This window comes from Cryobacterium tepidiphilum (assembly GCF_003716325.1).
GTDB classification, from domain to species: Bacteria; Actinomycetota; Actinomycetes; order Actinomycetales; family Microbacteriaceae; genus Cryobacterium; species Cryobacterium tepidiphilum.
In genome coordinates, this window is sequence record NZ_RDSR01000003.1 from 96,888 (window position 1) to 109,843 (window position 12,956).

The window sequence follows — 12,956 nt, forward strand, 5'->3', positions numbered from 1 at the left end:
TCCGATATTCTCCAGACATTCACCCGGCACGAGTGGATTCTGTACCCCAAGTATAGAACACGCATACGAATTCGGGAAGGACTTCTTTCACGATATCCAGGCGTTGCGTTGTCGAATCTGCTGCTGCTGGTGTTCCTCATCTGCTTCTCGCTCGGCCCGACCGTTCTCGCCATCGGCCTGCGCCCACCTTCGCGCCGATCATCGTCGCCATCGCCCGCCCGGCTGCCCACGCCACGGCACGCGCCGAGGTGAAGGCGACGACCGCTGCCGCATAGCGACACGAGTCAGGTGGCCCCGCTACGCCGCGCGCTCCTCGCTGTAGCGGGGCGCCATCGACTCCATCTGCTCCATCACGAGCTTGATCGCGACCGGCTGACGGTCCGGCGGATACCCGTGCTTCACGAGCAGCCGCTTGATCGAGGACCGCAGCTTCGCCCGCACATCGTCGCGCACCGTCCAGTCGGTGCGGACGTCGCGTCGCATCACCGCGACCAGTTCCCGGGCGATGTCGGCCAGGACCCCACGCCCCTGCACCTCCACCGCCGACTCGTTCTGCGTCACCGCGTCGTAGAAGGCCAGCTCGTCGGGATTCAGCGGCGGTTTGAAGGCGGCACCACGATTACGCTCCGCTCCAATCTCGCGGGCAAGCTCGACCATCGCGGCGATGATCTCCGCCGAGGTCAGCTGCTGGTTCGTGTACTTGTTCATCAGCTCGGTGATGCGCTCGGAGAACGCCCGCTGCCGCACCAGGTTGTTGCGCGTCGAGCGGGCCGACTCCTCGGTGAGCAGCTTCCGCAGCGCCTCGATCGCGAGCTGCGGGTTGCGCGCCTTCTGGGTCTTTGCGATGAACTCCGGCGTCAGGTCGTCGAGCGACGGCTTCGGCATTCCGGCCGCCTCATAGATGTCGAGCACGTCGCCAGTGGCGGTGGCGGACGCGATCAACTCGCCGAGCAGGCGCTGCACCTCCTCCGGCACCGGCTCCCCCTTCGCCTGCCGGTCAGCCGCGTCGTACTTGGCCATCCACACCCTGATCTCCTCATAGATCTGGATCTCGGGCCGCAACTCCGCCAGATTCGCCGAGCCGCTGCTGAGCGCCCAGGCGCGCGAGAGCTGGCCCGAGTAACGCCGGTAGGCGGCAGCCAGGGTCTCCTCCCCCTCGGCGACCTGGTTGCCGGGGTTCGCGACGTCGCGCAGGTAGTTCGTGGCACCACTCACCGCGTTCAGGAACCGCTTTGGTCCGCCCGCGTTCAGCACGGCCCGCCAGTCGTACCCGGAGAGGAGCCCGCGCAGCGTGTCGATGAGCGACAGCGTGAGCGCGACGGCCTCATCGATGTCGCGGCCTATCGGCTTCTCATGCTGGTCGGTCTTCGAGTACTCGCTGAGTGCCTTGGCGAGGTTGTCGGCGAGCGGCGCGAACGCGACGAGCAGGCCGTCCTCCTTGCCGCGGAACGTGCGGTTCACCCGCGCGAGCGTCTGCATCAGCAGCGCGCCCTTCAGCGGCCGGTCGAGGTAGAGCGTGTGCAGCGGCGGTGAATCGTAGCCGGTGAGCATCATGTCTTTCACGATCACGAGTTGGAGCTCGTCGTCGACGTTCTTCAGGCGTTCCTTGATCACCGCGTTCGCCGAGTCGCGGCGCACGTGCTTCGAGACGGGCGGAACGTCTGACGCCGACCCGGAGTAGACGACCTTGATCACGCCCTTGTCGAGGTCGTCGGAGTGCCAGTCGGGCCGGAGCGCCACGATCGCGTCGTAGAGCTTCGCGCAGATCTCGCGCGTGCCGCCCACGATCATCGCCTTGCCGGGCGACTCGATGAACTTCGTCAGCTGCGCGCGACGATTCTCCCAGTGCGACACGAGGTCTTCGGCCAGCGCCGCGATCCGTTCCGGCGCGCCGTACACGGCGTTGACGACGGCCACGGATGCCTCGATGCGCGCCCGCTCCGTGTCATCGAGCCCGACCGTCGCCTCGTCGGCGGATGCGTCGAGGGCGTCCTCCGTGACATCCGCTGCCAAACCCACCTTGATCAGGCGAGGCTCGAAGTAGACCGGCACCGTCGCGCCGTCGTCGACGGCACGCGAGAGGTCGTAGATGTCGATGTACTCGCCGAAGACGTCTTTGGTGTTGCGGTCGTCGAACGAGATCGGGGTGCCGGTGAACGCGATGAGGGTGGCGTGCGGCAGCGCGTCGCGCAGGTGCCGCGCGTAGCCGTCGAGGTCGTCGTAGTGGCTGCGGTGCGCCTCGTCGACGACCACGATGATGTTGCGCCGGTCGGAGAGCAGCGGATGCTCCGTGCCGGCGTGCTTCTCGGCCTGGCTGATGCCGAACTTCTGCAGGGTGGTGAAGTAGATACCGCCGGTGGTGCGGTTGGTGAGCTCATCGCGCAGTTCGCTGCGTTTCTTGATTTGCCGCGGCTTCTCGGCCAGCAGCAGGCTCTGAGCGAACGTCTCGTAGAGCTGCCCGTCGAGCTCGTTGCGGTCGGTGATGACGACGATCGTGGGGTTCTTGAGCTTCGGGTGCCGTGACACCAGCCCCGCGTACAGCTCCATCTCCATCGACTTGCCGGAGCCCTGGGTGTGCCAGACGACGCCGGCCTTGCCGTTACTCTCCACCGCCTGCACGGTGCTGCCGACAGCCTTTGTGACGGCGAAGTACTGGTGCGGCTTGGCGATGCGCTTGGTGAGGCCGTCGGCGTTCTCGTCGAACGCCGTGAACGAGCGCAGCAGCTGCAGGAAGCGCTCCTGGTTGTAGAGGCCCAGGAGCGCGATCTCCATGGCGGTGGTCGCATCCCAGTCGTTGGCATCGCCTGGCTTCATCGGCTCGCCGTCTTCGTCGACGTTCCAGGGCGAGAAATGGTTGAGCGGGGTGAACGGCGTGCCGTACTTGGCGGTGACCCCGTCGCTGGCGAGGGTGAAAACGCAGAAGCGGAACGCGAGGGGGAATTCGCGCAGGTAGGTCTGGAGTTGCGCGTGGGCGGCTGCGACATCCGCTGCCTGGCTGCCTGCCTTCTTGAGCTCGATGATGCTGACCGGCATGCCGTTGCAGTAGAGCACCAGGTCGAAGCGGCGCTTGTCGTCGCCGCGCACGAGGGTGACCTGGTTGACGGCGAGCCAGTCGTTCTCCGACGGCTCGGCGCTCAGCAGACGGATGCTCGCATTGACCTCGTTGCCATCGGCGCCGATGTAGCTGAGGCGGAAGCCGTCGACGAGGTAGTCGTGGATGCGGTGGTTCTCGGTGATGGCGTCTTGCGAGGTGGGTGCGGCGATCTCGGCGAGCGCCTGCTGCAGGTACTCCCCCGGCACCGTCGGGTTCAGCTTGCGCAGCGCGTCGAGCAGGCGGGGGCGGATGAGCAGCTCATCCCAGCTGTCGCGTTCGCCGCGGCCCGGCGCGATCTCGTCGCCGCGTTTCGGGTGCCAGCCGAGCGGCTCGCCGAGCAGATCGAGGGCGACTTCCTCCCATTGCGCCTCACTGAATCCGGTCATGTGTCTCCCCCTTGACCGTCACGACTACGACGGATGCCTCTTTGCATCGTATGGGTTGGATTCCAGCGACCGTGGCATCCGGCTCTATAAGCGGTGTTATCAGTGCTGACCGCGGCGCATTCTCTTCATAAGTCTTTGCGCGGGAATTATGAAGAAACACGTTATCCAATAACAAACATGCGATAGTTTATGCAAACAAGCCACGACTAATAAATCGCGGCCATCGAGTTATGACTTTTGGAATCAGGAGAGAAAGGAATGACAGCCCCACAACCGCCGCGAGTCACCCCAGAGGAGTGGCCCGCCATCGCATTCGAGTCTCTCGAGTGGAGCAGCCGCCATGCCGAACGACTCGCGGTCGACCGATTCACGTCACGCCCAACGCGGTACGAGGCTGCCGTTCCCCCCTTTATTGCTCAGCGGATGCTGCCGCTCGGCTCCCAGGTCGCCTCGCTCGCACGCGCAGCCGAGACCGATCTCATCCGCTTCGACGCCTCACTGGGTAGCGAGTTATCAGGATTCGCTCCTCTCCTGCTGCGTTCGGAAGCCGCCGCGTCTTCGCAAATCGAGCACCTCACCGCCAGTGCCCGGGCAATCCTCACCGCCGAGCTCGGCGACACGGGCAAACGCAACGCGGCAGAAATCGTGGGCAACACACGAGCCATGCAATCGGCGCTGGATCTTGCGAACGAACTGACAACCGACTCGGTGCAGGCGATGCATCGCGTGCTTCTCGAGGGGACGAACCACACTCCGGGCCAGTGGCGCGGGGAACCCGTATGGATAGGCACCAGCGCTCGCAGCCCGGCGGGCGCGACCTTCGTCGCTCCCGCGCACGAGCGCGTTCCCGGGCTCATGGAAGATCTCATGGTGTTCGCGCGTCGTGACGACCTACCCGTTCTTACACAGATCGCAGTCGCCCACGCCCAATTCGAGACGATCCACCCGTTCAGCGACGGGAACGGACGGACCGGCCGCGCCCTCGTACAGGCGATGCTGCGCGGAAAAGACCTCACGCGAGCCGTGACGGTGCCGGTATCGGCGGGCCTCCTGACGGACGTGAGCGGCTACCACGAAGCACTCACCTCCTACCGACGCGGCGACCTCGAACCGATCGTGCGGCAATTCGCCGAGGCTTCTGCCGACGCGATCAGCAATTCCAACGTGCTGATCGGCGAACTCCGTGAGACGGCGGCGGCCTGGGCGAATCGGGCAAAGCCGCGCCCCGGGTCCCAACTCGAACGCGTGCTTTCGTATGCCGCGCGGCAGCCGGTGTTCACCGCCGGTACCCTTGCCGCGGCGCTCGCGATCGCCGCGCCCAACGTATATCCGCACCTACGGAAACTTGCCGAGCTCGGCATCCTCAAGCAGAAGTCAGAGCACAAGATCGGCCAGGTGTGGCGGGCCGACGACGTACTGCAGGCCCTCGACCGATTTGCCGAAAGGGCCGGACGCCGAGCCTGAAGGTTCAAGCGAGTCGAAATCGCTCGTCGCCGAACTCAACCTCGATGTGAAGTTTGCCGCCGATAGCTTCGATGTAGTTGCGCAGCGTGTCCATCTGCGCGGGCTCGATGTCACCTTGCTCAATGCGAGTCACTCGGTTCTGGACCGACTGGTTCAGGCAGCGTCCACTTCAAGGGCGGGCGCCTCCGGTACGTCCGACTCCCCCGCATTCGAGATGCCGTACGGCACATGCACGCTGGCCGCATGCTGCGCGGCCGAGGTGAGGTGGCCATGTTGGTCATCGAAGTACAGGTGCGGTTTCATCACCTTGAGCACTCGCGCTTTGTCGATCCCTCCGAGGAAGAATGCATCGTCGACCGTGACGCCCCAGCACATCAACGTGAAGACCGCGCGATCATGGGCGGGCGCGTTTCGCGCCGTAACTATGGAAATCCGCAGCCGAGGCAGGTATTGCGGATTGGAATCCAATCGCCGACGCTCGAGCTGTTGGATCATAGTCAAGTCGACGAGGAGCTCCTTCAACGGCCCGGGGCCGACCGGCTCACCGCGATGCTCCACTTCGTGTTTCTGGAAAGCGTCAAGGCCACCCGCGCCCTGGAAGACCTTCTCCGACTCGTCGTCGCCAAGCACACCATCGAAGTCGAATGCGACGCGAAGGGTGCCGCCATCTTCTTCGTCATCGTTCATTGCAGAGGGCAAGACCTGACCAGCCGGAAAACCGGCAGCTATTGCTGAACGCACATCCCGCTCACTTCCAGAGAGGAAGAGCGACATGTCGAAGGCGGGAATGTATTCGTGCGGAGACCTTCCCCTAGTAAACACCGCTCGAGTCATCGGTAGACCGTGCGAAGCGATGGAACGCATGACCCGCAGACCGGTGTTGGGATCGTTCTTTGAGAGGACGATCACCTCGACAAGTGGGTCTTCGGGGCGCAGGTCATTGAGTCCGAGCAAGCGCTGAATGAAGGGGAACGCGACGCCGGGCCGCAACTGGTCGTCGATGCGCTCGTCTTGATAGACACGGTAGGCATCCTCGCCGTGCTCTAGAAAGTACGCGTCCGACTCTTCCAAATCAAAGAGTGCACTGGACGCAACTCCGATAACGAGCCGGTTGTCGAGTTCGTACGGCATTGGCTACGCCACCTTTTCGACGAGTTGTTCGGCGTCTTTCACGCGAAGCTTGCCCGACATGAGCTGCGGGAGGAGGGCGTCGCGGGTTGCGGCCAGACTCTCGTTTTCTCTGTCGGCTACAGCGGCCAGTTCAAGTAGAGGACTGGCCCGTCGAGAAAAAGATCCCAGCTCGACAGCAGAGACGAGTGGGACTTGCAATGAATCGACATCCCGCTTGTTCACGTGCTGCTGGGCGGCCCCCGTCGCTCTCTTGAGCAACTCTGGGATCTGGGCCCGTACAGCGAAGTGCAGCCAATCAGTCATCTTCGAGTCTTCCGACCAGATGCCGACAAGTGATTGATTTCCAGACGCCGGAATCTCTAGCCGGGCAACTTGGCCGAGAGTAGCGCCCGTGATGGCGATAAGCGTGGCTCCGGCAGGCATAAGCTTTGCCGCGCTTTTCGCGAGCGCCGTTTCAGTTATGTATTCCGACGGTGAGACGATCCGGTCTTCATTCGCCTTGCCGGAATTCAGCCACGGTACTGTCCCGCCCGTCCAATATTCGGCGACATCTCTTGATGGCGTGCCCCCAAGCACAGTAATCGCAAGTTCACTCAGACTTGCGTACGCATCTGCACGGGATAGAACCGAGGCGAACAGGGACTCTGCGAGATGAAATGACTGATTTGCGAGTCTGGAATTGGCGGCGATCTTGTCGTCGAGCGCGCCCAGCACCTCCCCGATTGCCCGCTGTTCTGCGATGGGAGGTAACGGAATGTCCACGCTCAAAATTAGGGACGGACTTATGTTGGGCTGGGCCGACCCATACGCCGAGGAAACGAAATAGCCCACGGTGTCGGGCAGTTGAAGGAAGTGATACAAAAAGTCTTCGTCCAGTAGATTCGGATCCTTGACACGAAAAACACCGACCCGTTGATTCACAAGGGCCTTATCGGTGAATCGAACTCTTCCGATTTCACCAACCGATGCTCCCGACATTGCGATAAGGGGATCGCCTCGGCGGACTCTAAAAGCACTCGCCGACATAGCGACCGTCTCATCTACAAACGAACAGCCGGTTAGATCAATGTTCCCGGGGTGGACGTTAGCGATCTTTATGACGGGTATGCCGCTTGATTTCCAATCAGAACTCTTGAATGCGTAACCTGACTTGACATCTGCCACATCAGATAGCGGCGCATGTGTGAATCCAGTCATAAAACGCGCCCCAGCTGCTCGCGGACAACCGCCGCCAAGCGCTCCGACTCGTCGAACTGGGCGAAGAGCTCCGCGCTGAGCCGCGCAATCTTCTCCTCGATCGGCTCGCCGTCGTCCTCGACATCCGCCGCGCCGACGTAGCGGCCGGGGGTGAGTGCGTAGTCCGCGGCCTTGATCTCAGCGAGAGTCGCCGAGTAGGCGAAGCCCGGCTCGTCCGCGTAGGTGAGCGCAGCATCCGTTGCCGACTTGGTGCCACGCCACGCGTGGTAGGTGCCGGCGATCTTGGCGATGTCGTCGTCGCTGAGCGCACGCTCGGCGCGGTCGACCATGTGGCCGAGGTTGCGGGCGTCGATGAAGAGCACCTGGCCGGTGCGGTCGATGCCGCCGTGGGCGCCGGCGGTCTTGTCCTTCGCGAAGAACCAGGTGCAGACCGGGATGCCGGTGGAGCGGAACAGCTGCGTCGGCAGCGCGATCATGCAGGAAACCAGGTCGGCCTCGACCAGCTGCGCGCGGATGTCGCCCTCGCCCCCGGAGTTCGACGACATCGACCCGTTCGCCATGACCACGCCCGCGCTGCCGCCGGGGGCGAGCTTGGAGATGATGTGCTGGATCCACGCGTAGTTGGCGTTGCCGGCCGGCGGCACGCCGTACTTCCAGCGCGGGTCGCTCTCACTGCGCGCCCAGTCCTTGATGTTGAACGGCGGGTTAGCGAGCACAAAGTCGGCCTGCATGTCGGGGTGCTGGTCGCGGGCGAAGGTGTCGCCCCAGCGCCCGGCGAGGTTGCCGTTCAGCCCGTGGATGGCGAGGTTCATCTTGGCCATGCGCCAGGTGCGCTCGTTGAGCTCCTGCCCGTAGACGGAGATGTTCGAGCCCTCTTTTTTGTGCGCCTCGAGGAACTTCTCGGTCTGCACGAACATGCCGCCCGACCCGCAGCACGGGTCGTAGACGCGGCCATGGTCGGGCTCCAGCACCTCCACGAGCACCCGCACCACGCCGGCAGGCGTGTAGAACTCGCCGCCGCGCTTGCCCTCGGCGGCGGCGAATTTCTCGAGGAAGTACTCGTATACCTCGCCGAGAATATCTCGCGCCTTGGTGGCGCCGTGGCCGGTGAACCGGGCCGAGTTCAGCAGGTCGAGCAGTTCGCCGAGGCGGCGCTGGTCAACGTTGTCGCGGTTGTAGATGCGCGGCAGGGTCGCGGCGAGCGACGGGTTGTCGGTCATCAGCTGGTCCATGGCCTCGTCGATGAGCAGGCCGATCGACTTCGGCGCCTCCCCCGGCTCGGCGGGCAGCCCCTTCGCGTTCTCAGCCAGGAAGCGCCAGCGGGCACTGGCGCCCACCCAGAACACGCCGCGGCCGGTGTACTCGTCGACGTCGTCGATGAGCTGCGCGATCTGGTCGTCGTTCAGTCCGTCCGCCTCGAGCTCGGCGCGGATCTGCTCGCGCCGCTCGTCGAACGCATCGGACACGTACTTCAGGAACACCAGGCCCAGGATCACGTCTTTGTACTGGGAGGCGTCCATCGAGCCGCGCAGCTTATCGGCGGCCTTCCACAGGGTGTCCTTCAGCTCCTTCATGGTCGAGGGGGCTTGGGCGACCTTGGTCTTGGGTGGCACTAGGCGATTCCTTTCGTGGGGCGTTCCGGGCTGGGTGGGGTCGGGTCAACGGATGCGACGGTGAAGCCGCCGCTCGCCACCCCATCCATGAGCAGGCCGGACAGTTCATCCAACCGCAAGAGTCGTTCGAGTGCGTGCTGGCGACGCTTCGACACGGCGGAGAGGGCGTCGTTCAGCGCGCATGCCTGCCCCGCCGGGACCCGCCGAAGAGCCCATCGCCGCCAGGTCTTATCGGCTGCCGTCAGCGCGTTGATATCCGCTGCCATCACCCGGCTCACCAATCCACGCGGCTCACGCCGATGAACGCGCAGGATGCGTGCGGGGAAGACGACCACGCTGGTCCCCTCCTCATCGACGACCGCAGACGGCCGCGGAGCCGTGCAGAAGACCACGTCGCCGGGCTCGGTCACCCGTCCCGAGGGGTAGTCCGCGGCGTAGCGCAGCCGGTCAATGCGTCGAGCACCAAGCCGGAGGTCACCGAGCACTTCAGCCGGCCCGATGAGGCGGATGCCGTCGGCCTCCGTTCCGCCCTCTGCGATATCTGCCTCGTCGATGCGGTTGCCTGGGATGTAGCGCAGGCTCCCGTCTGCCAGCAGCGTGTCGACCGTCGCCGCGCCGGCGGTGGCAGCGGTCGGCCCGGGTTCGATGGCGAGATCCAGCGCGGCCGATGCATCCGTTGCAGCATTCAACGCGCTCAGAAGCGCGTCGGCGCGCGCAGCGTGGTCGGATGCTATCGGCGAGTGGGCGGATGGCCGGGCTCCGGCCACCAGGGAGCCGCGGCTGGCGAGCAGTGTGCGGGTGAGCACCAGGCGTGCGAATCGGAACGCATGGGCTCGAACCGTCGCACGATCGCCGAGGGAAGCGACGAGGTCGCTGACGAGATCATCAATGGCCACCTCGTCGAGGGCGATTGACGAAAGGTCGGCCACCATCGTCCACCGGTCGGCCAGGTCCACGTGCGAGTGCGCTGCCCCGAGCACCCACAGCGCCTGCGCCTGCTGCGGTTTGCGTGGCACAAGGCCAGTCGGCAAGCGCACGATTGCACGAACCCGACCCGACCGCAGCAGCGCCGAGCGCAGGTCGTCGATCTCCCGCGCCACCCGGCCGTCGCTGAGAACGGATGCCGGCGCCAGCACCACGCCGAGCTGGTCGTCGTCCATCTGCAGAACGATGTTCTCGATCGACGCGAGCATCTTCGCGCCCGACATGGCCGGTTCGTCGTGCGTGGGGTACTGCACGACGTGCACAACGTTGCCATCGACAGCAAAAGAACCGTCGCCGCCGACAGCGAGATCCAGCCGGGCAATACGGTGCACGAGAAGACGCCGACGGAGCAGGCGGCAGGCCGGCGTGTCAAACCCGGCCGTGAACACGGTCGGCTCGATCAGCCCGTGCATGGATTCCACGACGGCCAGCAGTGCGTCACCCGCGCATCCGGTTGCATCCACGAGCACCGGCTCACCGGACTGGGTGGCAGCGAGGGCCGCAGCGACCTGCGAAATGAGCTGCAGCGCGTTTGCGGCCAGCCGGGTCTGCCTGTGGCCACGACCGCCCTGCCGCTCATCGGTCGCAATGAGCTTCTCGAAGGCGGCCGGCTCGTTGTACGCAGCTTCAACCAGGGCGTCCACGTACCGGCACAGCAGATCGAGTGCAACCGAGTCGGTGCGCTTCACCTCGCCGTAAAACATGTCGTCGTCCGGATCACGCTCGTCGGCAGCGTCGAGCAGCTCGTCACGTGACAGCCCTGCCAGAGGCGTGCCGAGAACTCCGCGCAGTGCGACGAGTGCCGTCAATGCGTGGAACGCGTCGGTACCACCGAGGGAAAGCTGAAGTGCAGCGTGCGCTGCCGCATCCGCTCGCGCGTCGGGGTTGTTGCCTCGGCCAGACGCCGCCAGCCACCGTCCCACGTCGTCCGAGTCGAACAGCTCCTGGCCGGCGCGCTGGACGACCGCGGCAGGGAACGGCTCTGGGGTGCCAGCGGCCCGGCGTCGCCATACCGAGACAACGGGGCGCTGAACCTGGGCCAGTGACGCGATGTCCGACATCGTCATCAAAAGGGAGGGCTCCGACACGGCACAACTCCCTTCCTCACGCAGAACCTCAGGTTAGGGCATGGCGCGGCGTTCGTTTCGCAGCACGAGCGATAACCCCTCTTATCAGCGTGCGAGTCGCCCCGCACAGGCGTTTGACCCTACCGTCAGTGTCGTGTTCGGTGACTCGAGACCGGGCACACCAGGCAGACGGGAAGCGGCAACCCCCGGGGGGAGCGGTTCCGCTCTCGTCTGCCGCCTTCATGTCACCACTCAAGCTTGCACCGCAAGGAGCCTTTCCATGACCGATTCACACGTCGACGCACTGGCGCCAACGCCTGCCGAGCCGCCATCACCGTCTCACCGGCAAGCGGATGCCGCACCCGCTTTCAGCAAACGTGAAGTCGCCATCGGCGCCGCATGTGCCGCCTTGGGCCTGATCCTCGGCGTTGTCCTCTCGATCGGCGCGGCCTCGGTGGTCAACGTAACGCAGTCGCTTGCAGCAGGCAGCCCAATGGACGATGCCGTCACCGCGTGCGAGATCCCGAAGACCAGTCCCTGGATCGTCGTGGGCGACGACGGCCAGAGCATTTCGATGAAGAGTGACGGCGCCGAGTCGCAGGGCGCCGACCTTGAGGACATCGTGTGCGTGCTCGACCAGCTCGATACGCCCGACAGCGTGACAAGCCGGATGGGCAGCACCCGCGCGTTGGACGGGCGACAGAACGCCGAGTGGAACGACCTCTCGGCGTCGTGGGGCTACCACCCCGACGACGGGCTCGACATGGTCGTCGAGGTCGTGCAGTAACAGGCCACGAGCCTGGCATTTCCCATCATCATCCATCCCTCTCAGCACCAAGAACAGGAGCTCAACCATGAGTGACACCGGAAGCACCAATCCCCCGACCTTCACCGCACCCGACAGACAGCGCGAACAGAGCATCCCGCTGGCCGGCGCTCCCATGACCGAGGCGCGCACCGATATCCCTGAACTCCACTCCGACAAGTCGTTTATCGTCACGTGGCTCTTCGCGTGGCTGCTCGGCATCTTCGGCGCCGACCGGTTCTACCTGGGCAAGGTCGGCACGGGCATCCTGAAACTGATCACGTTCGGCGGCCTCGGCGTGTGGGCCCTCATCGACGTGATCCTCGTGCTGGCCGGAGCCCAGAAGGACAAACACGGACGAACCCTCATGGGCTACAAGGAGCACAAGAAGATCGCCTGGATCGTCACCGGAGCCGTCATCGTGTTGTCGATCGTCATGGGGGCCGTGAACGGAGCAAACGGGGCGACGGGCAACGTGGCGACGGCTCCCGTCGTGCAGGATCAGCCGGCCGCCGATCCGGTGAAGGATGACGCAGCTCCCGCGGAAGCACCGGCCGAAGCTCCTCCGGCGGAAGCTCCAGCAGAAGCGCCCAAGGCCGAGACGCCGACGGTGAACTCGTGGGCCGACGACACCTTCGGCACCTTCGCGCCCGTCACCGAAACCGGTACGGGCGACAACATCGTGTCACTTCCGGCTGGCGCGACCGCCGGCATCGTCACGGCCACCCACACCGGGTCGAGTAACTTCTCGATGTCCATCCTTGACGCCTCGAACGCCTCCACAGGCGAGCTGCTGGTGAACACAATCGGCGACTACAGCGGTACAACCATCTACGGCATCAACGCGTTCGGCGAGGGAAAGACGATCCAGATCACGGCTGATGGCGCCTGGAAGCTGAACATCGCGCCCATCTCTTCCGCACCGGCACTCGCGAGTTCCGGTGCAGGCGACGCCGTCTACCTCTACGACGGCGATGCCGCCAAGCTCGCTGCCTCGCACGACGGGGATGGGAATTTCGTGGTCATGGAAGAGACCGGCGAAGCGTTCAGCATGGGCCTGCTCGTCAACGAGATCGGCGCCTACTCGGGCACCGTGCCGCTGAGCGCCGGCCCGTCGGTGATCGCCGTTCAGGCGGACGGAAACTGGACTCTCGACGTGAAATAGCGGAATCGGCATCCGTTCGACGTGGGCCTCCTTCGGGAGGCCCACGTCCT

At 64.7% G+C, this 12,956-nt stretch carries 9 protein-coding genes; 3 read left to right on the forward strand and 6 right to left on the reverse strand.

Features of this window, described 5'->3' with window-relative positions; translation table 11 throughout:
• Positions 1-297 precede the first annotated feature (297 nt).
• Positions 298-3,480: a type I restriction endonuclease subunit R gene (locus tag EEJ31_RS02840; protein ID WP_123044777.1), complete on the reverse strand. Its 3,183-nt coding sequence runs from the start codon at positions 3,478-3,480 to the stop codon at positions 298-300.
• Positions 3,481-3,903: 423 nt separating this feature from the next.
• Between EEJ31_RS02840 and EEJ31_RS02845 the strand changes: the two genes are divergently transcribed.
• The gene (locus EEJ31_RS02845; protein WP_233563694.1) at positions 3,904-4,944 is read left to right on the forward strand and encodes a Fic family protein; all 1,041 of its coding nucleotides are present in this window, start codon (positions 3,904-3,906) and stop codon (positions 4,942-4,944) included.
• Positions 4,945-4,948: 4 nt separating this feature from the next.
• Here EEJ31_RS02845 and EEJ31_RS14205 read toward each other — a convergent pair whose 3' ends face one another.
• Genes EEJ31_RS14205 through EEJ31_RS02865 form a run of 5 tightly spaced genes read right to left on the reverse strand, consistent with a single transcriptional unit; the run spans position 4,949 to position 10,957 of the window.
• Positions 4,949-5,077 (reverse strand): hypothetical protein, encoded by a 129-nt coding sequence (locus EEJ31_RS14205; protein ID WP_267897604.1) that lies wholly within the window; start codon positions 5,075-5,077, stop codon positions 4,949-4,951.
• 20 nt (positions 5,078-5,097) lie between these two features.
• Positions 5,098-6,075, reverse strand: coding sequence for a 5'-nucleotidase (locus EEJ31_RS02850; protein ID WP_123044779.1), 978 nt, complete (start codon positions 6,073-6,075; stop codon positions 5,098-5,100).
• A gap of 3 nt (positions 6,076-6,078) precedes the next feature.
• On the reverse strand, positions 6,079-7,272 hold the full coding sequence (locus tag EEJ31_RS02855; protein ID WP_123044780.1) for a restriction endonuclease subunit S: 1,194 nt from the start codon (positions 7,270-7,272) through the stop codon (positions 6,079-6,081).
• A complete protein-coding gene (locus EEJ31_RS02860; protein ID WP_123044781.1) occupies positions 7,269-8,885 on the reverse strand; it encodes a class I SAM-dependent DNA methyltransferase in 1,617 nt (538 codons plus the stop codon). Before EEJ31_RS02860 ends, EEJ31_RS02855 begins: the two co-directional genes overlap by 4 nt.
• Positions 8,885-10,957 (reverse strand): hypothetical protein, encoded by a 2,073-nt coding sequence (locus tag EEJ31_RS02865; protein WP_123044782.1) that lies wholly within the window; start codon positions 10,955-10,957, stop codon positions 8,885-8,887. The genes EEJ31_RS02860 and EEJ31_RS02865 overlap by 1 nt, the downstream gene beginning before the upstream one ends.
• Before the next feature lie 259 nt (positions 10,958-11,216).
• Between EEJ31_RS02865 and EEJ31_RS13720 the strand changes: the two genes are divergently transcribed.
• Together EEJ31_RS13720 and EEJ31_RS02875 are read left to right on the forward strand one after the other, a co-directional pair.
• Complete coding sequence (locus EEJ31_RS13720) at positions 11,217-11,723, forward strand: hypothetical protein (RefSeq protein WP_148040113.1); 507 nt, start codon at positions 11,217-11,219, stop codon at positions 11,721-11,723.
• A 67-nt stretch (positions 11,724-11,790) separates the two neighbouring features.
• Complete coding sequence (locus EEJ31_RS02875) at positions 11,791-12,906, forward strand: TM2 domain-containing protein (protein ID WP_233563695.1); 1,116 nt, start codon at positions 11,791-11,793, stop codon at positions 12,904-12,906.
• The last annotated feature ends 50 nt before the right edge of the window (positions 12,907-12,956 follow it).

Excerpts from the sequence above, each read along its gene's own strand:
- EEJ31_RS02875 (WP_233563695.1), top strand. The coding sequence starts at position 11,791 with ATGAGTGACACCGGAAGCACCAATCCCCCGACCTTCACCGCACCCGAC.
- EEJ31_RS02850 (WP_123044779.1), bottom strand. The coding sequence starts at position 6,075 with ATGCCGTACGAACTCGACAACCGGCTCGTTATCGGAGTTGCGTCCAGT.
- EEJ31_RS02855 (WP_123044780.1), bottom strand. The coding sequence starts at position 7,272 with ATGACTGGATTCACACATGCGCCGCTATCTGATGTGGCAGATGTCAAG.
- EEJ31_RS13720 (WP_148040113.1), top strand. The coding sequence starts at position 11,217 with ATGACCGATTCACACGTCGACGCACTGGCGCCAACGCCTGCCGAGCCG.
- EEJ31_RS02845 (WP_233563694.1), top strand. The coding sequence starts at position 3,904 with ATGCTGCCGCTCGGCTCCCAGGTCGCCTCGCTCGCACGCGCAGCCGAG.
- EEJ31_RS02840 (WP_123044777.1), bottom strand. The coding sequence starts at position 3,480 with ATGACCGGATTCAGTGAGGCGCAATGGGAGGAAGTCGCCCTCGATCTG.